Consider the following 23,634-nt stretch of genomic DNA (forward strand, 5'->3'; position numbering starts at 1 on the left):
AAATTTTTAAATTAATAGAAAGGAGGATAAAATGGCTACGATCAGAGAAGTTGCAAAAAAAGCAGGAGTTTCAATAACGACAGTTTCCAGAATATTAAATAACGACGATAGTTTTTATGTGAGTAAAAGTACAAAAGAAAAAGTTTTAAAAACTGTAAAACAGCTAAATTATGTAAAAAAAAGAAAGAAAAATAAAATTTCACAGTCAAATATTGCAATAATAAAATGTTTTGATGAAAAAATTGAAAAAGAAGATCCTTATTTTGTCTCTTTAAAAATAAATTTAGAAAACAAATTAAAAAAAATTTTTTCTAGAATAAGGATTTTTAATTTATATGAAATCCAAAAATTAATAAAATCCAATGAAATGTCAATTTTTTCTTTTACAGATGCAATTATTTTTGTCGGTGAAATAAATAAGGAAAAGTTAAAATTTTTTAAAACTTTAAATGAAAATATTATTTGTGTAGATGTGTATGACACGGATAATATCACAGATTATATAAAATTTGACACAAGAAATTCAGTTGAAATGGTTTTAAATTATATGTTTAAATTAAAACATAAAAAAATAGGGTTACTAGTAGGAAGGAATAAAGTTGTGGAAAATTTAGTGGATTTTCGAGAAAGATATTTTAAGGAAATAATGATAAAAAATGGACTGTATAGAGAAGAATATCTTAAAATTGGCGATTTTTCGATGGAAAGTGGCTACCTTATGATGAAAGAAATTTTAAAATTGGAAGATAAGCCGACAGCAGTTTTTTGTGGAAATGATTCGATTGCAATGGGAGCATATAGAGCAATTCGGGAAAAAAAGCTGAAAATTCCAGAAGATATGTCAATAATAGGATTTAACGATTTAAAATTATCAAAATATTATACACCGCCTTTGACAACTATAAAAATAGATACAAAATTAATAGCTCAAGAAACAGTAAATTCTCTGGTTGAATTATTAGAAGGAAAAAGAGATTACCACAAAAAAGTTTTTTTACCTATTGAATTAATAGAAAGGCAAAGTTGTCAAAAAATATAAATTAAAAATAAAAAAATGAAAATAGTTTTTTACATTTAATACTTAATAAATAGGTAATCAAATTTTTATCAGATTACCTATTTTATATTAATTTCTAAAGTTTTGTTTAAAAAATCCCCCAACCTTAACTAACGCCAATAAAATCGTAAGCAATACAATAATCGAAGGGCCTGACGGAATATTCAGCGTATAGGAAAAATATAATCCTGATAGTATTCCGATGAATGAGAAAATTATGGATAGAATTATGATTGTTGAGTATTTTCTTGCGAGTGAGGCTGCGATTGCCTGCGGGATTGTCAGGATTGAGATTATTAGGATAATTCCTATTGTTTTTATGTTTATTATTATGACGGAGGATATTAGGATTATCATAAAGTAGTTTATGAAGGTTACTGGGACGCTGTGGATTTTGTAAAAGTTTTCATCAAAACTGGTGTAGACGATGCTTTTGTAGAAGATGATGAAAAATGTGATTGTGATGATGTCCAGTATTAGCAGTAAAATTATGTTTAGGCTGTTGGATAAAAGGATATTTCCGAATAAATAAGTTGACATATCGGACTGGTAGCCTGGCGTCAAAAAGGAAAAAATAATTCCAATAGCCATTCCCATTGACATAACGATACCTATTCCCAAATCACCGTCAACGTGAAGAGTGTCTTTTAGAATCAAAATCAGCACACCTGACAATATTGAGAAAATCAGTCCAAAAAATAATGGATCTTTTATTGGCAAGTTAAAGAAGTAAATCAGGTAAATTCCTATTCCGATACCGCCGTAAGAGGCGTGGCTAATACTTGATGAAATAAAGACCATTTTTTTATTTACAATATAAGTTCCTATTATTCCGCAGCATATACTTGAAAGAAGCCCTACAATAAGGGCATTTCTCATAAAAGCGTATTCAAAAATTTTTATAAATTCCATAATTCCCCAATCTTTAATAATTTATCTTTAATTTTGTAAATTTTATTTGTGTGAATGTAAATAAGGATTGTTGCACACGTAATCTTCCTTTTTCTCGTAAACTCGAATATTGCCTTCCACGACAAAAATTGAATCAATGTAATCGTAGATTTTTTCAAGTTCGTGAGAAATTACAACTATTGTTGAATCTGACAATTCCTTTATTTTTTCAAAAAGTTTAAATTCAAATTCCTTATCCAGAAATGATTCCGGCTCATCAAGAAAAATAAGTTCTGGCGAAGAAATTAAGGCACGTGCAATTAATGCCCTTTGAAGCTGTCCACCAGATACTTCGTTTATCAATTTATTTTTTAAATGAAAAATATCAAATTCCTTCAAGAGTATTTCAGCACCTTTTTTTTCTTCGTTGTTAAATCTTCTGAAGAGATTATTTTTATTAGTCAATCCCGATATTACCAAGTCAAAAATGTTAATGGGAAAGGAAGTGTCAAACTCCCTTATTTGTGGCAAATAACCAATTTTGTTTTCATTTGTAAAAAATTTAATACTGCCAGAATTTTTTCTTAAAAATCCAAGCATAACCTTTACTAAAGTCGATTTTCCGCCACCATTTCTTCCCAGAATTGCAACATTTTTTCCTTTAAAAATATCTAGATTTATATCATTCAAAATATAGTCATTGTTGTATTTAAAATTAAGATTTTGTACACTCACAAGTTTTTTATTCTGTCCATTAGCCATCAAATTTTTATCCTTTCGTTTTTCTTCTCGTTCTTTTTTTGAATAAAAATTTTTAATTTAAATAGTCTACAAACTGTTTTAGATTTTCAAAGACATTTTCCTTGTCAACATTAAATTCAGCGACTTTTGAGTTAGGAATTTCTTTTGAAATAGCTTCAGCACTTTGTTTTGGAAATTGAGGTTGAACTAAGATTGTAGTTACGTTATGTTCTTTTGCTTCGTCAATAATTTCCTTTATTTGCTGTGCTGATGGTTCTTTTCCTTCCTGCTCGATTGAAATTTCTTCAATGGCATAATTTTTTAGGAAATAGTTTAATGCAGGATGATAAATCATAAATGATTTTTTAGTTTTTGAAGCCATTTTTTGTGAAAGTTCTGCTTTTACTTGATTAAGTTCTGTAATGAAAGCGTTGTAATTTTTTTCAAAAGTTTCTTTTTTATCTGGATAAAGTTTTGACAATTCATTTTTTATATTTTCAGCAACTTTAGGCATCATATCAAGCGAAAACCAAACATGTGGATCAATTCCTTCATGTTCTTCATGCTCGTGTTTTTCATTTTTCCCATGTTCGTGCTCATGTTCATGGTCATGATCTCCTTTGATAAACAAGTTTTTATCAACACCATCTAAAACATTAACAATTTTATTTTTATCACTCAAACTATCAGAAATAGTTTCTTCAAATCCCAGCATATCATAAGTAAAAAATACTTTTGAATTTTCCAAAATTTTCAAGTCTGAAGGTTTGGGTTCAAATAACTCATGATTCATATTTGGCTGCACAATTGAAATAACTTCAAAATCATCTCCTGCAATTTTTTGAGTGAGCCATCTCAAAGGTGGTACGCTTGTTACAATTTTTTCCCTTGTTCCTGCAGTTCCTTGCTCTTTTTTAGTTTCTGATTTATTTCCGCAAGAAAAAATAAACAGAGCTGATAATAAAAGTAATGATAATAATTTTTTCATTTTAATTCCTCCTATATGTATTTTGTAAATCATAAATTTAATCACAATCGTTGCATTTTCCTTTAAAAATAGAAAGATGTGACAATAGTGAAAAGCCTCGTTTTTTTAATTCGCTTTTTTCCTTTTCTGTTTCTTCATTTGAAAATTCTGGCACAGTTTCAATATGCTTGCAAGAATCACAAATAAAAAAATTGGCATTTTCTTCCTTAAAGTAACATTTTTCATTTTCAAAGTCAAACGAAAAAATATAATTATTTTTCTCTAAAAATTCCAAAGCCCGATAAACTGTCGATAAGTCAAAATCTACTTTTGATTTTAAAAACTTGGCATTTATTGGAGTGTCTGAAGACTGTATAAGATTAAGTATTTGTTGCCTTTTCTTAGTTAATTTCATAATAACATCTCCTAATAATAAAAAACGTTTTTTATTTCAATAAATTGCAAATCATTCGCAAAATATAATTTATTATATATTAAAAAAACCTATTTGTCAAATGAATAGGTTTTCATATATTTTATAAAAAACTTCAGATTATACGGACTAAAAAATTATTGTTCTGTCATTATAATAACTTTTCCATTAGCACTATTTGATTCTAAATATTTATGTGCCAAAGAAATCTCATCTAATGTAAATATTTTTGAAATGCATGGTTTAATATTATATTTTTCAATAAATTCAAACATTTCTTTTATTGTATCTTTATTGACATTTGTACTATCAAATGAAGTTAAATATGACTCTGAAATAATATCAACCAATGGCTCAAAATCTTCAATTATCCATCCTCCAAGACATCCTGTCATACAGACGATTCCACCTTGCTTTACTGATTTTAGTGACGATTTCAAAGTTGGTCTTCCAATTAATTCTAAAACTTTATCCACGCCATCTGGGAATAATTTTTTCAAATTTTCATCAAAATTTTCATTCCCAACAATTACTTCATCTGCGCCTTTTTCCTTCAAAAACTGCTCTTTAGATGCACTTCTGCTCGTAGCGATAACTCTCACATTGATAGCTTTTGCCAACTGAATAGCTGCTAATGCCACCGACCCTGTTCCACCTCGAACTAAAAGTGTTTCTCCTTCCTTTAATTTCAAACTTTTAAAAAGTGAACCGTACGCTGTATAATAAAGTTCTGGATACGCTGCAATTTCTGACCAGAAAATATTTTCTTCTGTGATTTCCAAATTTTTTGAAAATTTTTCTTTTAATTGCTCCTTATTTTTTAACTCGATATTATCAATATTCTTGAAGAAACTTTTTTCATTAGGCAATCTATAAACTTGATTTTTCGGAATCAAAATATATTCTGCATAACTTCCGTCAAATTCTCTTCCCATGCCATTCATCATCGAAAAAACTTTATCACCTTTTTTAAAATCGCTGTTAGACGGATCTTCCACAATGCCGACACATTCGATCCCAATTACTCTTGGAAGTTTTACCGATGGCGAATCTCCTTGACGAGTAAAAATTTCAGCTCTATTTATTCCAAATGCTTTTATTTTCACAAGAATCCAATCTTTTTTCACTTCTGGAATTGGAACATTTTATTTTTTATTTTCATTTCTTCAGCACTACACGGTTTTTCAAGCACCATTGCTTTCATAAATTTTCTTTTCATAAATTTTAACTTCCTTCCTTTTGTTTTTTTATTTTTAAAACATTTTATCATTTTTATAAAAAATATTTGACTTTCATGTTACTATATGGTAACATAAATTTACGATATAGTAATATTTTTGTAAAGGAGGAAATCTATGAAATCAAACTCTGGATTTTATATAAGTAGAATAAAACAAGTAAATACTAGACTTTTGAATAAATTTTTGGCACAAAAAAATATAACGGCGTTTAATGGGGAACAAGGTCGAATTTTGCATGTGCTTTGGGAAAATGATGGGATTAGTAATAGAGAATTGTCGAAAAAATCTGGTCTTGCTATGAGTTCACTTACAACGATGCTTGAACGGATGGAAGAAAAAAAATTATTGATACGAAAATTTTGTCCGACGGATAAACGGAAAAGTTTAATTTTTTTAACGGATTATGCTAAATCCTTGAAAAGTGAATATGATGAAATTTCTGACAAAATGACTGAAATCTCTTTTGAAGGAATTTCAGATGAGAAGAGATTGGCTTTTGAGGTGACTTTAGAAAAAGTTTTGTATAATTTTGAAAAAGCTGAACAGGAATTTAATAAAAAATAATTTAAAATACTGAACAAAATTTGAAATTTATAAAATTTATAAAAAATTATTTGGTATTTAACTGGAGGTAAATGAATGATAGAATTTATCAATGTTGGAATGACTTATCCAAATGGGAATGTTGGATTAAAAAATATAAACTTGACTATAAAGGAGTCTGAAATTACGGTTTTTATTGGACCGTCTGGGAGCGGGAAAACTACGCTTTTGAAAATGATTAACCGGTTAGAGGATAATACGACTGGGGAAGTGAAAATTAATGGGAAAAATGTGAAGGATTATAATATTGACAAAATGCGTTGGGATATTGGATATGCTTTGCAGCAAGTGGCACTTTTTCCGCATATGACGGTTGAAGAAAATATTGCGATTGTGCCTGAATTGAAAAAATGGAAGAAAGAAAAAATTGATGCGAGAATTAATGAGTTATTAAATATGGTTGGGCTTGAGCCTGAAAAATATCGAAAGAGAAACCCTTCAGAATTATCTGGTGGAGAAGCACAAAGGATTGGAATTGCAAGAGCTCTAGCTGCTGATCCAAAAATTATTTTGATGGACGAACCATTTAGTGCATTAGATCCCATCACTCGTGCAAATTTACAGGAAGATGTGAAAAAACTTCAGAAACAAATTCACAAAACAATTGTTTTTGTAACTCACGACATTGAGGAAGCATTTTTATTGGGGGATAAAATTTGTATTATTCAAGACGGCGAGTTAGTTCAAGCTGGAACCAAACACGAAATAATATCAAATCCTAAAAATAATTTTGTGAAAAAATTTATAGCTATCAAAAAGAAAGAAGGTGAAATTTATGAATAAATTAATTTTTACTTTTTTAGAGAAGAAAGATGAACTTTTTAGCGGAATTGTGGAGCATATTCAAATTTCGTTTATCGCACTAATAATTGCTCTTATTATCGCCATTCCACTAGGAATTTATTTGAGCTACCACAAAAAATTAGCAAATATCGTTATTGCAATTAACGGCGTTATTCAAACTATACCATCTTTAGCAATTTTAGCACTTCTAATTCCTATTGTTGGAATTGGGAGAAAACCTGCTATAATCGCCTTAATACTTTATGCTCTGCTTCCAATTTTACATAATACTTACACTGGAATTACTGGCGTGGATCCAATGTATATGGTAACTTCAAGAGCTTTAGGAATGAATAAATTTCAGCAACTTACAAAAATTCAACTTCCACTAGCTATGCCTGTAATAATGACCGGAGTTAGAACGGCTGCAGTTTTGATTATTGGGACTGCCACATTGGCTTCACTTGTTGGAGCTGGAGGACTTGGAAAGTTGATTTTACTTGGTCTTGATAGGAATAATAACTATTTGATTTTGTTAGGAGCAATTCCTGCTGCTTTGCTTGCAATTTTATTCGATTTCATCTTTAAGCAATTGGAAAAATTGAGTATCAAAAAAATATTAATTTTCCTAATTTTAATCACATTTGCGTGTCTTTTTGGGTCAATTAGCAGTTTTAATAATACAAAAAAAGACAAATTGATAATTTCTGGAAAACTTGGTTCGGAGCCAGAAATATTGATAAATATGTATAAAATTTTGATTGAAGAAAATAGTAAACTTGGCGTTGAGTTAAAACCTGGACTTGGAAAAACTTCATTCGTATTCAATGCTTTGAAAAATCACGATATTGATATTTATCCTGAATTTTCAGGAACTGCCGTTTTCACTTTCTTGAACGAAACTCCTGTGAATAACAATGCTGAAGATGTTTTTAATCAAGCACAAAAAGGAATGGAAACTAAATTTAAAATGATTATGTTAAAACCTATGAAATATAACAATACTTATGCAATCGCTGTTAGCAAGAAGTTTGCCGATGAAAATAATTTGAAGACGATTTCTGATTTGGCGAAAGTGAAGGATAAGATAAAAGCTGGATTTACAAGAGAATTTAATGACCGTGAAGATGGATATCTTGGACTTAAAAAATTGTATCAATTTGAAATTCCAAATATTAAAGAGTTTGAGCCAAAACTTCGTTATGTTGCTGTTCAAAGTGGCGATATTAACTTAGTTGACGCATACTCTACTGATCCTGAACTTGCTCAGTATAATATGGTTATTTTAAAAGATGATAAGCATTTATTCCCACCATATCAAGGTTCTCCAATGATGCGTGAGGAAACTTTGAAAAAATATCCTAAATTGAAAAAGATTTTGGAAAAATTGAGTGGCAAAATTTCAGATGAAGAAATGTCGACAATGAATTACCGTGTTTCTGTGAAAGGTGAGAAAGCGGAAGATGTTGCTAGAGAATATTTGAGAAATGCTGGAATTATTAAAAAATAAATAGAAAATTAATTAATTAAAAAAATTAGCCAAGTGAAAATTTGGCTTTTTTTTATGAAAAATCTGAAAAAATCAAATCTATTTTCTTATTAATTTTTTATAATAAACTAATTAAATTATCGGACTCATTATTTTTTTGTTTATTTTATTATTTCACTTATCTCAAAATATAACAAAATTATATTGTAAATTATAATAATATCTATATTTACTTATTATTACATATTACTTACTAGTAAAATGCTGATTTTCATATAATAAATAAAAAGTTCACAACAGCACAGATAGACAAAAGTGAGAAAAAATGTAAATTAATAATTATAATAATAAAAGAAAATGACAGTCTTAATAAATTATAGTTCTTATTTTTTATAATTTACAAGATTGCCATTTTTGAACTTAAATAGCAGTAGAGAGAGTTAATATAGAACTGTCATTTAAGTTGTGAATATCAAAGATTATATATTTGTTAGCATTAATTAGTTTAGTATGATCATGTTAGAGTAATTAACTTTTTAATTTAAAGGTGCATCATCAGGTCTAGGTCCTTTAGGTCTATGATTTAACATTTCTATTAATTTAGCTGCTTCATCTTTTGTAACTTTTCCGCTATTTAATGAATCTGTTAATGATTGAATTTCTGTGTCAGTCAATCTTTTTGGAGCATCTTTTGGCTTACATTTATCGTTTGGTTTGTGAGGACCTCTTCTATCTAGCATTTTTGCGATTTCGGCTCCTTCAGCCTTTGTAATTTTTCCATTGTTTAATTTTGTCTTTAATTCTTCAATTCTAGCTGGGTCAGGTTTTTTTATAATATTTCCATTTTCATCTACAAGATTTCCATTTGAATCTTTTTGTAATTTATGTGGCGGTCTACATTCATCATTTACTGTGTTATTTGTTGTAGTTGCTGTTCTGGTAATATTATTTGCTGTTGTACCTGCAAATATAGATAACGATGTTAATAAAGCGATTCCTAAAATTTTCTTTTTTCCTATTTTTTTCATAATAATTCCTCCAATTTATTTATAATTTTATTTTTTATGTCCTTTCCTTATCGACAAGAATATAATATCAATAAATTTTGACAAAATTATGTAAAATTTGTGTCTTTTTTGTGAAGTTTCAAAATTTTTTTACTTTGATAATAATAAGCCAATATAATTGAATAAAAAAGATTTTTTTAGTATAATTAAGCAAATAAAGTATCCTAAATGTATGAAAGAGGAAAAATTATGTTAAAAAATGCAAAAAAATTATATGAAAAATATAAAAAAATAAAAATTACAGCAAAAGATCTGAAAAAAGCTGGAAAATTGAAAAATAATTTGGGAGTAGTTGCAACGAAATTTGAACTTCTTGTGAGAATGGTGAAATCAGATAGAAGAGGAGAATTTAAGATTCCAACAATGGATAAGGTAAAGATTGTGGGAGCAATTATTTATGTTATCTCAACAATTGATGCAGTGCCTGATATTTTGCCAATTATTGGATTTGGTGATGATATTGGTGTCGTAGCTTATGTGATTTCTAAATTAGGCAACTTAATTTCTGAATATGAAAAATTTGAAATGCAGAAGAAAAAAGAGAAAAGTGAAAATACTAATTGGGATAACCTGAGAGTTGTTAGTGAAGATTAATAATGAAAAGAAATATTTTTCAAAAATTTTTTTTATCATAAGAGAAGAAATTGATAAAAAATATTAAATAAAAATAAGAGAAAGTTTCCATTAATAACTAAAAAATATTTAACGTACATAGCAAAGAAAAAATTATAGAGTAGTAATATTTTTTATATTTTTGTTTTTTGAGTTAATTAGAAGTAAGTTGAAAAAAAAATGGAGATAAAGCGAAGTGGAAGTGAAAATAAAAAAAAAGAACATAAACATCGTAATGTAAATTAGGATAATTAAATTAGGATAATAATAAGAGCAAATCAATGTATAATTGACTTAATTGACTAATTTTATTATTTTTTAAAATTTAAAATAAAATTATCGGACGCTATATTTTTTTTTATTTAATTTATATATTATATACCCTTATACCTATATTATACACAATAACTTAACTTATACTTTAATTAATAATTATAACTATTATTGTGTATACTTATATATTGTATTATAAACATTTAAATAATAAATATTATAATATTTAAATTAAATAAATAAGTAAAAATAATAAGCAATAATGAGCGAAAAATAGAAAAATTATATAAATAAAATTAAGAAAGGGAACAACAAATGAAAAAAGAAAACTTTTTAAAACAATTTCCAAAAGAGCAGGAATATTTGGTTAGTAAATTATATAACTATTATGAAATCGCACAAGATTATGAAATTATTAGTTTTACAGAGGAATTTTATACACCAAATTTTTGGAAGAAATTAGGGAAGAAATTTGGAGGAGTAAATATTATTTGTGATGGAATTTTTGAGGATAGTGATAGAAGACAGATTGCATTTGTTCCTGATGGTTTTATAGATGGTAATAATAATTTTGGATTTGAGAATAATGAGAGTGATCTTGAAAATTTTGGACTTAATCGAAATGAACTTCAATTTCCAAATAAATTGTTAAAAATATCAATAGATTCAAGATTTCGAGAGTATTTACATAAGGATTTTTTGGGAAGTCTTATGGGGCTTAATGTAAGAAGAGAACTTATGGGGGACTTGATCCTTGAAGATGATAAAAAAAGATGGATTTGTGGATATATTCCAGTTTCTGAAAAAATTTCGGATTATATTGTTTCAGAGTTGAAGCAGATTGGGAAGGTGGCTTGTGAAATTGAGATTGTGGATGTTAAAAATAAAAACGATCTTCCTAAGTATAGATATGATGATAAATTAATTACAGTTCCATCAAAGCGGTTAGATAGTATAGTTTCGACAATCACAAATCTATCTCGTGCAAAAGTAATTGATCCGATTGAAAAGGGAAAAGTTTTTGTTGATTATGTGGAAGAAAAAGATAAATCTAAATTGCTTGAAATTGGGAGTTTGATTACGATTAGAGGGTTTGGGAAATATAAATTGTTTTTGGATAAAGGGGAAACTAGGAAGGGGAAAGAACGGATACTTGTAAAAAAATATATTTGATTTTTTATTTAAAATACAAAATAAATTGATGGAAATTATTCTATTAGCATAAATATATTTTATTCTAAAGAATTAAATTATTTGTAGAGTAAAAATTTTAGAGGGAATTTAAATTTTTAAATTTTTATACAATAAAACTGACTTAAAACTGAACTCAAAAATTATGACTGTAGATTTATATAATTTTTAGTAGCAGTTCTATTTTAAATGGATTTGAGTATAAAAAATATAATTTCAAAATAACTGAGATTATATTTGTCTATAGTCTAAAATAAATAAGAAAGAAGGTAAAAAAATGAAAGATGTAACACCAAAAAGTAATTTAGAAATATTAATAAAATGTTTGGGAATAGCGATTGGGATTGTAGCTGTGATTGCATTGCTGAAATTGGCACTTAGAATATTTTTATCCGTTGCAATATGGATAATTCCGATTACTTTAATATTGTTTATTTATCAAAAATTTAATGACAGATATTGAAAAAATTTATAAGAAGGGAATTTTAAATTGAAGATGGAAAATATAAATTTTTTGAAAAATCATGTGATGAGCTTGATAGAATATGAGCCTGAATTAACTGAAAAAATTGAAAGTATTTTGGAAATATTGTTAAAGGCGGAAGCAAAAAATTTGACAAATAGGAAGTCAAAGGTGCATTTGTCAGCAAGTGCGGCAGTTTTTAAAAATGAAAAATGCTATTTTATAAGACATCCTTATTTAAAAACAATTTTGTTGCCAGCGGGGCATGTGGAAAATGATGAGATGCCTTTGGATACAGCTATTCGTGAGTTTTTTGAAGAAACGGGATTTAGTGCTGTGGTTAATAAGAAGATGAAGAACTTTGGGCTGATTGATGTTAATGTGATTGAGATTCCTGAAAATCCTTTGAAAAATGAGGGAGAACATATTCATATTGATTTTCGGTATAAGCTTTTGTTAGATGAAAAAAGAGAGAGACAGGAAGCTGAATTGGAATGCTTTTTACTGGCTGAAGATGAGGCTGATGAGGAATTTAAAAGATATTATAGATATTTATAAATTGTAAATTTTTGAATTGGTTTTTATTAGATTTGTTCAGAAATAAAATTCAATAAAGTAAATAGACACATAAAAACTTCCTTTTTTTGTGATTATATGGTAAGATAATTATATAACAAGATAAAATAATAAAATAATGCATGTGGAAAGTGAGGTAGATTGTGAAAAATTATATAAAAAATTTGAGCAAGAAAGACTTAATATTATTGGATATACGTAAAATGTATGATTCGTATGGGTATAAAAGGATTTCACTTCCTAGTTTTGAGGAATATGATTTGTATAATGAAAATAAGGATTTTATTGATAGAAATGTTTTGACTGTGATGAGTCCGAATGGGAAGTTGTTAGCTTTAAGGCCCGATATTACATTGTCAGTTGCTAAAAAAATTTCTAAGGATCAGTCTTTGAAATATAGTAAAATTTATTATCAGGAAAATACATATAATCTGACAAAATATGTGGGATATGATGAAGATGAACAGCTAGGGATTGAGCTGATTGGGAAAGAATCTACATTTTTGGATTTTGAAATTGTGGATCTTGCAATAAAGAGTTTAGATATTATAAATGAAAAAAGTATGATTACTTTGTCACATGCTCGATTTATTTCTTCGATTTTTGATAATCTTAATTTAGAATATGAAATAAAGGAAGAAATTTTTGATTGTATAAACAAGAAAAATAGTCATGATATAAAAAAGATACTGGAAAATAATAAATTTATTTCTGAAAATGTAAAACAATTGATTTATAAAATTCCTGAATTATCTGGAGATTTAGAGGATATTGAAAAAGAACTTTTGAAATATGAAATGAATGATGATATAAAGGAAATTTTGCTTGAACTTAAACAATTAAATAATTTACTGTTTAAATTTCATAAAAAATCGAAAATTGTATTTGATTTTTCCATCGTAAAAAATTTAAATTACTACAATGGAATTATTTTGCAAGGATACATTGAAGGATTTCCAAACGTGATTTTGACTGGTGGAAGATATGACAAATTATTTGAAAAATTTGGAGTTGACACGGGAGCAGTTGGTTTTGCAATTTTAACTGATAGTTTGAAGGGTTATTATAAAGATGAGGATAAAAATGATTTTGAAATATTGATTGCTTATGACAATAGCGATTTTGAAAAATTGGTAGAAATTGTAAATGATTTTCAGGAAAAAGGACTTCGAGTGAGAACTGAAAATATTGAGAATTTAAAAGAAAATGATAGCGAAATTTTTAATTACGATGAAAAATATTTATTTAAAAACGGAAATTTAATTAATGAAAAATCAATGTAAAGAATGAAAGGAGCTTTTATGATAAATATTGCTCTTCCTAAAGGAAGATTAGGGAATAAAGTATATGATTTGTTTGAAAAAATAGGTTATGAAAGTTCAGAAATAAAGGAAGATAACAGGAAACTGATTTTTGAAAATCGAGAAAGAAATATTAGGTTTCTTTTGGTAAAACCGTCAGATGTTGGGGTTTATGTTGAAAAGGGAAGTGCAGATATTGGAGTTGTGGGAAGAGATGTTCTGCTTGAGGAAAATCCTGATATCTATGAGCTAATGGATTTGGGATTTGGTAAATGTAAATTTGCGATTGCGGGGCCTGTGAATTTTAAGGAAAATTTTGATAGACCATTGGTAGTAGCGACAAAATATTTAAATGTTTCAAAAAGATATTTTGATTCAATTAATAGAGATGTAGAACTTATAAAACTAAATGGTTCTATTGAAATAGCACCAATTTTAGAACTTTCTGATGTAATTATGGATATTGTTGAAACTGGAACAACTTTAAAGGAAAATAACTTGAAAGTATTGAAAACTATTGAAGATATAAGTGCTAGATTTATTGCTAATAAGTCAAGCTATAGATTTAAAAATGAAGAAATAGAAAAAATTGTTAAAAGTATAAAAGAAATTTTATAAAAATGGTTAGTATTATTTTGTTTATCATAGATTGTACAATTTAAAAAATTTATATTTTTAAAATAAAAAAATGAAATGGAGTGATCTGTTATGATTAAAACTATAAAATATTCAAAAAATGTTGATTTGGAAAAGGAACTTGCTAGAAGTCAATTTTCTTATGATGATGTAAATGAAACTGTGGAAAGTATCTTAAAAGATGTTAGAGCAAGAGGAGATAAGGCTTTGATTGAATATACTGAAAAATTTGATGGAGTGAAACTAGAAAATTTGGAAGTTACGGAAGAAGAAATAAAAAAGGCTTTTGATTTGATTGATAAGGAATTACTGGAAGTTATTCAATATTCTCACGATAATATTAAAAAATTTCACGAAAAGCAAGTTAGAAATGATTTTTTAATACGACAGGAAAATGGAGTAGTTTTGGGGCAAGTTATTAATCCTATTGAAAAAGTTGGGCTTTATGTTCCAGGAGGTACAGCTGCTTATCCATCAACTGTTTTAATGAATGCAGTTCCAGCGAAAATTGCAGGATGTAAAGAAATTGTAATGGTAACCCCTCCAACGAAAGATGGATCAATTTTACCATCTCTTTTAGTTGCTGCAAAAATTTCTGGAGTTGATAGAATCTTTAAAGTAGGTGGAGCCCAATCTATAGCCGCTCTTAGTTATGGTACAGAAACTATTCCAAAAGTTTATAAAATTGGTGGACCAGGGAATATTTACGTTGCAATGGCTAAGAAAATGGTTTACGGAGAAGTTTCAATTGATATGATAGCTGGGCCAAGCGAAGTATTAATTATTGCTGATGAAAGTGCAGATCCAGTTCATACAGCGGCAGATTTATTATCACAAGCAGAACACGATAAATTAGCAGCCAGTATACTAGTTACAACATCACAAAAATTAGCAGATGAAGTAGCGGTAGAAGTAGAAAAACAACTAAGGGAATTACCTAGAGAAGAAATTGCTAGAACTTCAATTGAAACTCAAGGTAGAATTATAATTGTAGAAAATATGGATGAAGCAGTTTTTGTAAGTAATTTTATAGCACCAGAACATTTGGAATTAGCAGTAGATAATCCTTTTGAATTATTGCCAAGAATAAAAAACGCAGGTTCAATCTTTATGGGACATAATACACCTGAACCAATTGGAGATTACTTGGCAGGTCCAAATCACACATTACCAACAAGTGGAACAGCTAAATTTTCATCACCTTTATCAGTAGATGATTTCATTAAAAAATCTTCATTTATTTATTATTCTAAACAAGGATTGGAAGAAGTTAAAGATAAAGTAATTAAATTCGCTGAAAATGAAGGACTTACAGCACACGCTCGTTCAGTTTCTAAAAGATTTGAGAAATAAAAAATATAATTAGTCTGAAAACTGATTTTTAATAATTTTTTGATAAGAAAATTATAAATTTCTAGTTTTCAGGCTTTTTCAAAACATTGGAATTTTTTGTTTCAGAGAAGAAAAAATTTGTAAAATTAGAAAGTTTTTTGAATAGAAAATAAAAACCTAAGATTTTTTGAAAATTAAAAATAACTAAAATGAAAAACTAATAACAGAATAATGGGAGGATAAATGAAAAAAATACTACTGGGATTATTTATTTTAGGAACGTTAGGAATGGCACAGCAGAATTATGAAGTTTATGTGAAAAATGGGATTAAAATTTCCCAAAGTGAAGCAGATAGAGATAGCAAAGAGATTGAAAAAATTATTAATGATAAGATTATTTCAAAATATAACAATGAGGGAAAAAAAGTTATAATGGAAAAGTCAAAAAAACTTTACAATGAATATCTGAACGATTTGATTGATAACATAATAAAGGATGTTCCAAAAAATCAACAACAGGCATTAAAAGAATTTTTAAGAAAATTAAGTGGTATTTTAGCACAAAATGGTTTTAATGAAATTAACAAAATAGAGATTTCTGTTAAAGAAATTTCATTTTTAGAAAAAAATAAAGCTAAAGTTAATGTATTAGTTAGATATAAAGATTTGGATGATATTGATGTTGGTGAAATTTTTGATGAAACATTTAAAGAATCTGGTATTACAAGCAAAGAAACTGAACATTTTGAAAAAATTAATAAAGTAAAAATTGATAAATTCTATAACTATTTTGAAAATAAAATAAAAGAAGAAATAAAAAATTCAGATTATAATGAAGACACTATGGAAATGGAAATTGAAAAAGTCAATGGAAAATGGCAATTTGATTTTGATTATGACTATTTTATAAATGAAATTACAAAAAGTTTGGAAAATAATTTTAAAAATGCAGAAAATGACTTTGATGATTAAAATTAAGAATATTTTTATTAAATAAAAAATTTTAAAAAATTTATAGAATTTTAAAGTGAGTGTGTAAAAATTTTTGTTTGAATAAAACAGCAAAGTATTGAAATTTAATAGAGTTATCTATCAGTTTACACAAATTATTCTAAACACACTCGAATTTTTAAAGTACTTAAAAGGAGGAGTTACAATGAGCAAATTTTGGAGTGATAAAATAAAAGAAATAGAGCCTTACACACCAGGTGAACAACCAAAAGACAAAAAATATATTAAACTTAATACAAATGAAAATCCTTATCCGCCATCAGCAAAAGTTATAGAAAAAATAGAATCTATGAATTTGGAAGATTTGAAACTATATCCAGATCCAGATGTAACAGAGCTTAGAAAGGTTATCGCTGAATATTTTTCTAATAAAATAAATGATGAAATTATACATAAGCAAGTATTTATTGGAAATGGATCAGATGAAATTCTAGCATTTATTTTTATGACATTTTTTAATACAGGAGATAAAGTGTATTATCCAGATATTACATATAGTTTTTATCCAGTTTATGCTGATTTGTTTAATGTGAAGGAAATCAAGATTCCATTAAATGATAATTTTGAAATTGAAATTCAGAAATATTTTGGATTGGATGGACATATAATTATTACAAATCCGAATGCACCAACTTCAATTGCTTTGAAACTAGATGAAATTGAAGAAATAGTAAAAAATAATCCAAATCAGTTAATTATCGTTGATGAGGCATATGTTGACTTTGGTGCAGAAAGTGCTGTAAAATTAATAAATAAATACGATAACGTTCTTGTCGTTCAGACATTTTCAAAATCACGTTCAATGGCAGGAATACGGCTTGGATATGCACTTGGTTGTGAAAGTATAATTGAAGGATTGAATAGATTAAAATTTTCATTTAATTCATACACAATCGATAGAATTTCAATTGAAGCTGGAATTGAATCTTTTAAAGATAACGAATATTTTGAAAAAACTAATGCCAAAATTATTCAAACTAGAGAGAAAACATCTGAAAAATTGAAAAAGTTAGGATTTAAAGTATTAAATTCGAGTGCTAATTTTATTTTTATTTCACATAAAGATGTCTATGCAGGTGATTTGTATAAAGATCTAAAGGAAAATGGAGTTTTAGTAAGATATTTTTCAAAAGATAGAATTGATAATTATTTGAGAGTTACGATTGGAACTGATGAGGAAATGGGGATTTTTATTGAGAAATTGGAAGAAATTATTTTTCAAAGGGAAAAATTTTGATTTGAAGATTTATATCAATGATTTATTAGTGATTTTTATTTTGACAAGGGGAAATTCAATGCCCCTTGCTAAGTTTTTGTTATTAAATAAATCTTTTTTGCTGAAATCTGTAATTTTAATACTTCATAAATTATAAAAAAACTTGTAGTAATCTATAAAACCTTCTATAATTTCTTTTCTTGTCTGAGTATATTTATCTTCTATCCCACCATTTTTCAAGCTATCAATCCATTCGCCATCAATCATAGTTCCAACATCCATATCAATACCATATTTTACTTTTTCTAGTAACGAAACATCAGAAATATCCCCTAGACAATACAAATATCCGCACAATACACGTAGACATTCGGAACTATCATAAAATTTGCTTTCTCTTTCTGTAATTGCTCTTTCAAATTCTTTATTAAGAAGAAAAATTATTTCATTTTTATCAATTTTATCAAAATCAAAACCTAATTTTCTTATAAAAAATTCAGCTCTTTCTGAAGCATAAAGTATATTTTTAGCATCATCATAAAGCATATTTTCACCTCCTATATTTTAAAATACGTTAAATTATCCAGTAAATTATACCACGATTTTTAATATTTCAAAATAAATTTCTTATTTTTCTGTTAATCTTGAAAAAGAGAAAAAAATAGATTATACTATTTATAAATAAATTTGCAATGAAAGGATAAAATTATGAGAAAATCTAAAATTGAAAGAAATACATTTGAAACAAAAATAAAAGTTGAATTGAATATTGATGGAACTGGGAAATATGAGAATAATACAGGGGTTGGATTTTTGGATCACATGCTTGACTTGTTTGCGAAGCATGGGAGATTTGACTTGAAGGTTTATTGTGATGGAGATACACAAGTTGATGATCATCACAGTACGGAAGATATTGGGATTGCGCTTGGAAAATGTTTTTATGAGGCTTTGGGAGATTTAAAAGGTGTTAAGAGATATGGGAACTTTCTTTTGCCAATGGATGAGGCGTTAACATTGGTTGCAGTTGATTTGAGTGGGAGATATTTTTTGAATTTTGATGTAAATATTCCGACTGAAAAAGTAGGAACTTTTGATACTGAATTGGTAGAAGAATTTTTTATTGGATTTACACGGCACTTAAATGCGACATTGCATATAAAGAATATGGCAGGAAAAAATTCGCATCATATAATTGAGTCAATTTTTAAGGGAGTTGCTAGGGCCTTGGCAGAAGCGGTGAGTATTAATGAGAAATATAGGGATGAGATTCCTTCGACTAAGGGAGTTTTGGTTTAATCAAATTTATTAACAACTAATAAAATAGAAATTGTTAAAAATCTTGAAAACAATAAAAAAATAGATTATACTATTTATAAGTAAAATCATAAGAAAAGGAAAAAATTTGAAAAATATTGTTATAGAAAAGATATTTGATGTTGTAAATTATAAAAATTTTAAAGGGATGAGATTTAAATGAAAATACAAAAAGAATTATTTTCACGTCAAGATAAAGAATACATGAAATTTTTAAGTAAATTGACGCCAAATGTATCGGAGGATACAATTATCGGAGTGAGAATTCCTGAAATAAGAAAATTGGCTAAAAAATTGGTAAAGAATAATGAATATGAAGATTTTTTGAAGGAGTTGCCACATAAATATTACGATGAGAATTTGTTGCATGGAGCAATTATTTCAGAGAGCAAAAATTTTGAGAACTGTATTGAATCGCTTGATAGTTTTTTGCCATTTGTTGATAATTGGGCAGTTTGTGATACAATTTCTCCGAAAATTTTTAAAAAGCATAAAAAAGAATTAATTGAAAAAATAAAGGAATGGTCTCAATCAGATAAAACTTATACTTGTAGGTTTGGTGTAGAAATGTTGATGACGCATTTTTTGGATGAAGACTTTAAAAAGGAATATTTGGAAATAGTAGCGAATATTCATTCTGAAGAGTATTATGTGAAAATGGTAGTTGCCTGGTTTTTTGCGACAGCACTTGTAAAACAGTGGGATTATGCGGTGATTTATTTAGAAAATAATAGGTTAGATGTTTGGGTGCATAATAAGACGATACAGAAGGCTAGAGAAAGTTTGAAGATTTTGGAAGACAAGAAGGGGTATTTGAAGGGGTTGAAAAGAAAGAAAGAAGGAGAATTAATTTAATGAAAATCACAAAAGTTATGTTTGTAGGATTGATTTCTTTGTTGTGCTCAATAAATTCATTTACAAATACAAATTCTGAAAATGATTTTAAAAAGTATGTACTAGAAAAATTAGAAGAAATAAAAAAAATTGATATTTATAACAATGATACGACTACTAAATATCACAATATAAATGAAGAAAATTCAAAAAGGTATAAATTAAAAAAATTTATAATTGATAATTTTCCTGAAAAAAGTAGCGAATTATTAGAAAAAAATAAGGAAAGTTGGGATGCTGTTTGGAAAAGCAATATTTCTTTTCTTGATGATTTAGAAAGAAAATATGGCTTTAATACGAATTTGTATGAATTTTATAGAGAAGAAGATAATAATAAAATAAAAAAATTAATGGAGTTAGCTATAAAATTAAAAAACACAAAAAGTTTATCTTTTGATCAATTGAGAAAGTCAAAAGAAGAATATGAAACAGAGAATAAAAAAATGAATGATAAGTATACTGAATTACATGATTTAATGGGAAATGAATATGTAAATTATGGTGGAATGATTGGTTATGGATGCTATCCTAGACATTATTATAGCAATTTAGAAGATTTTCAAGAAAAATGGTTAAAATTTAGGGAAGATGAAGCATTATTTTATTCTGAATTGGAAAATAAAAAAGATGAGAAAATTTATTTTGGAAAACTTTTTGAAATAACAAAAAAACAGAACGAATACTTTGAGGATATTATAAATAATATAAAAAAAAGCGATAGATATAAAGAAGAAAAAAATATAAAAGACAAAATATTGAAGTTTGGGAAATAATGAATACTAGTAAAAAAGATTATGCAATAGACAAGGAGATAAAATGGAAAAAGAATTAGAATCCGTTTTTTTGAGAATCTTTCAAGGGAGAATCAAGAAAATATCGTGGAAGAAAAGTGAAAAGTAATTTTCATTGTAATGTCAATTTTTTTTTGATATAATTTAAGTAATTAAAGGGAAAGTAGGGATTAATTATGAAAAAAAAGAAAAAAGGACTAGCAATTGGAAATTCTGATTTTAAGGAGATTATACAAGAAAACGGATATTATGTCGATAAAACAAAATTCATAGAAGATTTGCTGGAAGACTTATCAAAAGTTAAACTTTTTACAAGGCCCAGAAGATTTGGAAAAACTTTAAATTTGTCTATGTTAAAGTATTTTTTTGATGTTAGAAATGCGGAAGAAAATAGAAAATTATTTGAAAATTTGTATATTTCAAAAAGTGAGTATATGGAAAATCAAGGACAAAATCCTGTGATTCTTATAAGCCTGAGAAATGCCGAAGCAGAAAATTGGGAGGATAGTTTTTTTAATATTAAGAATCTTATCTCTAGTTTGTACGATAATTTTGAATATATCTCTAGCAATTTAAAAAAAAGAGATTTAGTTGAGTTTGAAAATATATGGCTCAAAAAGGATAATGCAGATTGGGAAAATTCATTAAAGAATTTATCAAGATATTTATATGAATATTACGGGAAAAAAGTCATAATTTTAATAGATGAGTATGACACTCCAATGACAAGTGCTTGGAACGAAGGATATTATGAAAAGTCGCGAAGATTTTTTAAAAGTTTTTATTCAAATACATTGAAGGATAATGAATATTTACAATTTGCAGTTGTGACTGGAATACTTAGGGTAGCAAAGGAAGGGATTTTTTCTGGATTGAATAATTTGAAAACTTATACGGTTTTGAATAATAAATATGCAGAAAGTTTTGGATTGATTGAAACAGAAGTGAAAAATGCCTTGGAATATTATGGATTAGAGCAAAATATTGAAAAAGTAAGAAAATGGTATAACGGCTATAAGTTTGGGAATATTCAAATTTATAATCCGTGGAGTATAATTAACTATCTCGATGAAAAAGAAATAAACGTTTACTGGATAAATACATCAGATAACAGGCTTATTCATTCAGCAATAGAAAATGCTGATAAAGATCTATTTGATGAATTAAAAGATTTATTCAATAATGGGACAACAGAGCAAATGGTAATGGCTTCATCGAATATGGATAGATTGAAAGATCCACAAGAAGTTTGGCAGTTATTACTTTTTGGAGGGTATTTGACTGTTGAAGAAAAAATTGCTATGAATGAATATGCTTTAAAATTGCCAAATTATGAAATTAAAACATTTTTTAAAGATATGTTTGTCCAAAATTTAGGAGGTTTTAGCAGATTTAGAGAAATGATAAAAGCATTTAAAAACTTCGATTTTGACAGATTTGAAGAACTTTTAAATGAAATATTTTTAGTGTCAATGAGTTATCACGATACTTCTAAAACAGAAAAACCGTATCATACTTTTATTTTAGGAATGATGTTGTATCTTGATAATGAGTACACAGTTTTATCGAATAATGAAACTGGCTATGGAAGAAATGATTTAGCTTTAAATCCAATAAATAAAAGAGATGTTGGATATATATTTGAATTTAAAGTTTCTAAAACTGAAGAATCGCTTGAAAAAAGAGCAGAGGAAGCATTAAGTCAAATTGAAAATAAAAAATATCCTGTTTTATTAAAGGAATGTGGAGTAAAAGAAATTGCAAATATTGGAATGGCATTTTTTGGAAAAAGAGTTAAAGTGAAATATAAAGTTGTGAAAAATTAAAATTTTTTTGAATAGTTGACATTGTATAAAAAATAATGTAAAATTATGTTCCTTGGCAGGGGAGCAAAAAAGGTCTCATAAAAAATGGGGCCTTTTTATTTATGAAAAAATTTTTCTTAATTGCAACAATATATTTTTTTTGATATAATTTAAGTAAGTAAAAAGATTTAAATTTATCAAAAAAATAAAATAAAAGTATAAAGAAAGGAAGTTTAAACTATGATCGCAGTTATTGATTATGGAGTGGGTAATCTTTTCTCTTTGCTATCTTCATTAAATTATGTTGGACTTGATACAAAACTGACTAATGATGTTGAAGAGATTAAAAGTGCGAAAGGGATAATTTTGCCAGGAGTGGGGGCTTTTAGAGATGCTGTTTCTAATCTTGAAAAATATGGGTTAAAAGATATTTTGATAGATGAAGCGAAGAATGGGAAACCGTTTTTAGGAATTTGTCTTGGAATGCAAATGCTTTTTGAGAAAAGTTATGAATACGGTGAATTTGAAGGACTTGGACTTATAAAAGGAACTGTTGAGGAAATAAAAAAATATATTCTAGAAAATTCTGATTTGAAAATACCTCATATGGGATGGAACAACTTGAAAATAAATGATGAATTTAGAAATGATAAAATTTTGAAAAATGTGAATGTTGAAAATGAAGAATATGTGTATTATGTACATTCATATTTTGCAAAAACGGATATGAAAAATATTGTTGCATATTCAGAATATGGAACAAAAATTCCTGGAATTGTAAAAAATAAAAATGTTTATGGAATGCAGTTTCATCCTGAAAAATCTGGAGATACTGGATTGAAATTGTTGAAAAATTGGGGTGAATTAGCAAAGTAAAAATAACATTGTGATTATTTTACTTAATTTATCATTTTTAATTGGTTTTGATTAATTGAGAAAGAGGT

At 27.2% G+C, this 23,634-nt stretch carries 25 protein-coding genes; 18 read left to right on the forward strand and 7 right to left on the reverse strand.

What is annotated here, in order from left to right:
* Nucleotides 1-31 precede the first annotated feature (31 nt).
* A complete protein-coding gene (locus HW276_RS05750) occupies nucleotides 32-1,039 on the forward strand; it encodes a LacI family DNA-binding transcriptional regulator (protein WP_178937751.1) in 1,008 nt (335 codons plus the stop codon).
* Nucleotides 1,040-1,126: 87 nt separating this feature from the next.
* Here the strand turns inward: HW276_RS05750 and HW276_RS05755 are convergent, their stop codons facing one another.
* The 5 genes from HW276_RS05755 to HW276_RS05775 form a co-directional block, all read right to left on the reverse strand.
* On the reverse strand, nucleotides 1,127-1,969 hold the full coding sequence (locus HW276_RS05755) for a metal ABC transporter permease (protein ID WP_147003569.1): 843 nt from the start codon (nucleotides 1,967-1,969) through the stop codon (nucleotides 1,127-1,129).
* 42 nt (nucleotides 1,970-2,011) lie between these two features.
* Nucleotides 2,012-2,710 (reverse strand): metal ABC transporter ATP-binding protein, encoded by a 699-nt coding sequence (locus HW276_RS05760; RefSeq protein ID WP_147003570.1) that lies wholly within the window; start codon nucleotides 2,708-2,710, stop codon nucleotides 2,012-2,014.
* A gap of 52 nt (nucleotides 2,711-2,762) precedes the next feature.
* Nucleotides 2,763-3,677, reverse strand: a complete 915-nt coding sequence (locus HW276_RS05765; RefSeq protein ID WP_147003571.1) for a metal ABC transporter substrate-binding protein — start codon at nucleotides 3,675-3,677, stop codon at nucleotides 2,763-2,765.
* A gap of 37 nt (nucleotides 3,678-3,714) precedes the next feature.
* Nucleotides 3,715-4,071 (reverse strand): Fur family transcriptional regulator, encoded by a 357-nt coding sequence (locus HW276_RS05770; RefSeq protein ID WP_147003572.1) that lies wholly within the window; start codon nucleotides 4,069-4,071, stop codon nucleotides 3,715-3,717.
* Nucleotides 4,072-4,226: 155 nt separating this feature from the next.
* On the reverse strand, nucleotides 4,227-5,216 hold the full coding sequence (locus HW276_RS05775) for a zinc-binding dehydrogenase (protein WP_370464628.1): 990 nt from the start codon (nucleotides 5,214-5,216) through the stop codon (nucleotides 4,227-4,229).
* Nucleotides 5,217-5,444: 228 nt separating this feature from the next.
* Between HW276_RS05775 and HW276_RS05780 the strand changes: the two genes are divergently transcribed.
* The 3 genes from HW276_RS05780 to HW276_RS05790 all read left to right on the forward strand — a co-directional run bounded on the left by HW276_RS05780 (nucleotide 5,445) and on the right by HW276_RS05790 (nucleotide 8,226).
* On the forward strand, nucleotides 5,445-5,894 hold the full coding sequence (locus HW276_RS05780; protein WP_178937752.1) for a MarR family transcriptional regulator: 450 nt from the start codon (nucleotides 5,445-5,447) through the stop codon (nucleotides 5,892-5,894).
* Between the two features lie 75 nt (nucleotides 5,895-5,969).
* The gene (locus tag HW276_RS05785) at nucleotides 5,970-6,716 is read left to right on the forward strand and encodes an ABC transporter ATP-binding protein (protein WP_178937753.1); all 747 of its coding nucleotides are present in this window, start codon (nucleotides 5,970-5,972) and stop codon (nucleotides 6,714-6,716) included.
* Entirely contained in the window at nucleotides 6,709-8,226 is a 1,518-nt protein-coding gene (locus HW276_RS05790; RefSeq protein WP_178937754.1) for an ABC transporter permease/substrate-binding protein, read from the forward strand. Before HW276_RS05785 ends, HW276_RS05790 begins: the two co-directional genes overlap by 8 nt.
* Nucleotides 8,227-8,741: 515 nt before the next feature.
* Here HW276_RS05790 and HW276_RS05795 read toward each other — a convergent pair.
* Nucleotides 8,742-9,233: a hypothetical protein gene (locus HW276_RS05795; protein WP_178937755.1), complete on the reverse strand. Its 492-nt coding sequence runs from the start codon at nucleotides 9,231-9,233 to the stop codon at nucleotides 8,742-8,744.
* Nucleotides 9,234-9,461: 228 nt separating this feature from the next.
* Here HW276_RS05795 and HW276_RS05800 point away from each other — a divergent pair, with 228 nt between their 5' ends.
* The 9 genes from HW276_RS05800 (at nucleotide 9,462) to hisC (ending at nucleotide 17,904) form a co-directional block, all read left to right on the forward strand.
* A complete protein-coding gene (locus HW276_RS05800; protein WP_178937756.1) occupies nucleotides 9,462-9,866 on the forward strand; it encodes a YkvA family protein in 405 nt (134 codons plus the stop codon).
* A 606-nt stretch (nucleotides 9,867-10,472) separates the two neighbouring features.
* Nucleotides 10,473-11,330 (forward strand): YlmH/Sll1252 family protein, encoded by an 858-nt coding sequence (locus tag HW276_RS05805; RefSeq protein WP_178937757.1) that lies wholly within the window; start codon nucleotides 10,473-10,475, stop codon nucleotides 11,328-11,330.
* Nucleotides 11,331-11,625: 295 nt separating this feature from the next.
* Nucleotides 11,626-11,811 (forward strand): hypothetical protein, encoded by a 186-nt coding sequence (locus HW276_RS05810; RefSeq protein ID WP_018498016.1) that lies wholly within the window; start codon nucleotides 11,626-11,628, stop codon nucleotides 11,809-11,811.
* A gap of 66 nt (nucleotides 11,812-11,877) precedes the next feature.
* Entirely contained in the window at nucleotides 11,878-12,369 is a 492-nt protein-coding gene (locus HW276_RS05815; protein WP_255460353.1) for an NUDIX domain-containing protein, read from the forward strand.
* Nucleotides 12,370-12,530: 161 nt separating this feature from the next.
* Entirely contained in the window at nucleotides 12,531-13,670 is a 1,140-nt protein-coding gene (locus HW276_RS05820; RefSeq protein WP_178937759.1) for an ATP phosphoribosyltransferase regulatory subunit, read from the forward strand.
* Between the two features lie 18 nt (nucleotides 13,671-13,688).
* The gene (gene hisG, locus HW276_RS05825; RefSeq protein WP_178937760.1) at nucleotides 13,689-14,306 is read left to right on the forward strand and encodes an ATP phosphoribosyltransferase; all 618 of its coding nucleotides are present in this window, start codon (nucleotides 13,689-13,691) and stop codon (nucleotides 14,304-14,306) included.
* 90 nt (nucleotides 14,307-14,396) lie between these two features.
* Nucleotides 14,397-15,677, forward strand: coding sequence for a histidinol dehydrogenase (gene hisD, locus HW276_RS05830; RefSeq protein WP_178937761.1), 1,281 nt, complete (start codon nucleotides 14,397-14,399; stop codon nucleotides 15,675-15,677).
* Between the two features lie 222 nt (nucleotides 15,678-15,899).
* Complete coding sequence (locus tag HW276_RS05835; RefSeq protein WP_178937762.1) at nucleotides 15,900-16,628, forward strand: hypothetical protein; 729 nt, start codon at nucleotides 15,900-15,902, stop codon at nucleotides 16,626-16,628.
* Nucleotides 16,629-16,812: 184 nt separating this feature from the next.
* A complete protein-coding gene (gene hisC, locus HW276_RS05840; protein ID WP_178937763.1) occupies nucleotides 16,813-17,904 on the forward strand; it encodes a histidinol-phosphate transaminase in 1,092 nt (363 codons plus the stop codon).
* Between the two features lie 123 nt (nucleotides 17,905-18,027).
* Here hisC and HW276_RS05845 read toward each other — a convergent pair whose 3' ends face one another.
* Complete coding sequence (locus HW276_RS05845; protein WP_178937764.1) at nucleotides 18,028-18,429, reverse strand: hypothetical protein; 402 nt, start codon at nucleotides 18,427-18,429, stop codon at nucleotides 18,028-18,030.
* A 162-nt stretch (nucleotides 18,430-18,591) separates the two neighbouring features.
* Between HW276_RS05845 and hisB the strand changes: the two genes are divergently transcribed.
* The 5 genes from hisB to hisH all read left to right on the forward strand — a co-directional run bounded on the left by hisB (nucleotide 18,592) and on the right by hisH (nucleotide 23,566).
* Complete coding sequence (hisB, locus tag HW276_RS05850) at nucleotides 18,592-19,182, forward strand: imidazoleglycerol-phosphate dehydratase HisB (RefSeq protein WP_178937765.1); 591 nt, start codon at nucleotides 18,592-18,594, stop codon at nucleotides 19,180-19,182.
* A 177-nt stretch (nucleotides 19,183-19,359) separates the two neighbouring features.
* On the forward strand, nucleotides 19,360-20,055 hold the full coding sequence (locus HW276_RS05855) for a DNA alkylation repair protein (RefSeq protein WP_178937766.1): 696 nt from the start codon (nucleotides 19,360-19,362) through the stop codon (nucleotides 20,053-20,055).
* Nucleotides 20,055-20,867, forward strand: coding sequence for a hypothetical protein (locus tag HW276_RS05860; protein WP_178937767.1), 813 nt, complete (start codon nucleotides 20,055-20,057; stop codon nucleotides 20,865-20,867). The genes HW276_RS05855 and HW276_RS05860 overlap by 1 nt, the downstream gene beginning before the upstream one ends.
* Nucleotides 20,868-21,061: 194 nt before the next feature.
* Entirely contained in the window at nucleotides 21,062-22,711 is a 1,650-nt protein-coding gene (locus HW276_RS05865; protein ID WP_178937768.1) for an AAA family ATPase, read from the forward strand.
* Nucleotides 22,712-22,930: 219 nt separating this feature from the next.
* Nucleotides 22,931-23,566 carry an imidazole glycerol phosphate synthase subunit HisH gene (gene hisH, locus HW276_RS05870; protein WP_178937769.1) on the forward strand — a complete coding sequence of 212 codons (636 nt, stop codon included), beginning with the start codon at nucleotides 22,931-22,933 and terminating at the stop codon, nucleotides 23,564-23,566.
* Nucleotides 23,567-23,634 lie beyond the last annotated feature (68 nt).

This window comes from Leptotrichia sp. oral taxon 417, from assembly GCF_013394865.1.
Classification (GTDB): domain Bacteria; phylum Fusobacteriota; class Fusobacteriia; order Fusobacteriales; family Leptotrichiaceae; genus Leptotrichia; species Leptotrichia wadei_A.

Excerpts from the sequence above, each read along its gene's own strand:
- HW276_RS05780 (WP_178937752.1), top strand. The coding sequence starts at position 5,445 with ATGAAATCAAACTCTGGATTTTATATAAGTAGAATAAAACAAGTAAAT.
- HW276_RS05770 (WP_147003572.1), bottom strand. The coding sequence starts at position 4,071 with ATGAAATTAACTAAGAAAAGGCAACAAATACTTAATCTTATACAGTCT.
- HW276_RS05835 (WP_178937762.1), top strand. The coding sequence starts at position 15,900 with ATGAAAAAAATACTACTGGGATTATTTATTTTAGGAACGTTAGGAATG.
- HW276_RS05810 (WP_018498016.1), top strand. The coding sequence starts at position 11,626 with ATGAAAGATGTAACACCAAAAAGTAATTTAGAAATATTAATAAAATGT.
- hisD (WP_178937761.1), top strand. The coding sequence starts at position 14,397 with ATGATTAAAACTATAAAATATTCAAAAAATGTTGATTTGGAAAAGGAA.
- HW276_RS05800 (WP_178937756.1), top strand. The coding sequence starts at position 9,462 with ATGTTAAAAAATGCAAAAAAATTATATGAAAAATATAAAAAAATAAAA.
- HW276_RS05855 (WP_178937766.1), top strand. The coding sequence starts at position 19,360 with ATGAAAATACAAAAAGAATTATTTTCACGTCAAGATAAAGAATACATG.
- hisB (WP_178937765.1), top strand. The coding sequence starts at position 18,592 with ATGAGAAAATCTAAAATTGAAAGAAATACATTTGAAACAAAAATAAAA.
- HW276_RS05785 (WP_178937753.1), top strand. The coding sequence starts at position 5,970 with ATGATAGAATTTATCAATGTTGGAATGACTTATCCAAATGGGAATGTT.
- HW276_RS05860 (WP_178937767.1), top strand. The coding sequence starts at position 20,055 with ATGAAAATCACAAAAGTTATGTTTGTAGGATTGATTTCTTTGTTGTGC.
- HW276_RS05755 (WP_147003569.1), bottom strand. The coding sequence starts at position 1,969 with ATGGAATTTATAAAAATTTTTGAATACGCTTTTATGAGAAATGCCCTT.
- HW276_RS05815 (WP_255460353.1), top strand. The coding sequence starts at position 11,878 with ATGAGCTTGATAGAATATGAGCCTGAATTAACTGAAAAAATTGAAAGT.
- hisG (WP_178937760.1), top strand. The coding sequence starts at position 13,689 with ATGATAAATATTGCTCTTCCTAAAGGAAGATTAGGGAATAAAGTATAT.
- HW276_RS05805 (WP_178937757.1), top strand. The coding sequence starts at position 10,473 with ATGAAAAAAGAAAACTTTTTAAAACAATTTCCAAAAGAGCAGGAATAT.
- hisH (WP_178937769.1), top strand. The coding sequence starts at position 22,931 with ATGATCGCAGTTATTGATTATGGAGTGGGTAATCTTTTCTCTTTGCTA.
- HW276_RS05765 (WP_147003571.1), bottom strand. The coding sequence starts at position 3,677 with ATGAAAAAATTATTATCATTACTTTTATTATCAGCTCTGTTTATTTTT.
- HW276_RS05750 (WP_178937751.1), top strand. The coding sequence starts at position 32 with ATGGCTACGATCAGAGAAGTTGCAAAAAAAGCAGGAGTTTCAATAACG.
- HW276_RS05790 (WP_178937754.1), top strand. The coding sequence starts at position 6,709 with ATGAATAAATTAATTTTTACTTTTTTAGAGAAGAAAGATGAACTTTTT.
- HW276_RS05795 (WP_178937755.1), bottom strand. The coding sequence starts at position 9,233 with ATGAAAAAAATAGGAAAAAAGAAAATTTTAGGAATCGCTTTATTAACA.
- HW276_RS05845 (WP_178937764.1), bottom strand. The coding sequence starts at position 18,429 with ATGCTTTATGATGATGCTAAAAATATACTTTATGCTTCAGAAAGAGCT.
- HW276_RS05760 (WP_147003570.1), bottom strand. The coding sequence starts at position 2,710 with ATGGCTAATGGACAGAATAAAAAACTTGTGAGTGTACAAAATCTTAAT.
- HW276_RS05865 (WP_178937768.1), top strand. The coding sequence starts at position 21,062 with ATGAAAAAAAAGAAAAAAGGACTAGCAATTGGAAATTCTGATTTTAAG.
- hisC (WP_178937763.1), top strand. The coding sequence starts at position 16,813 with ATGAGCAAATTTTGGAGTGATAAAATAAAAGAAATAGAGCCTTACACA.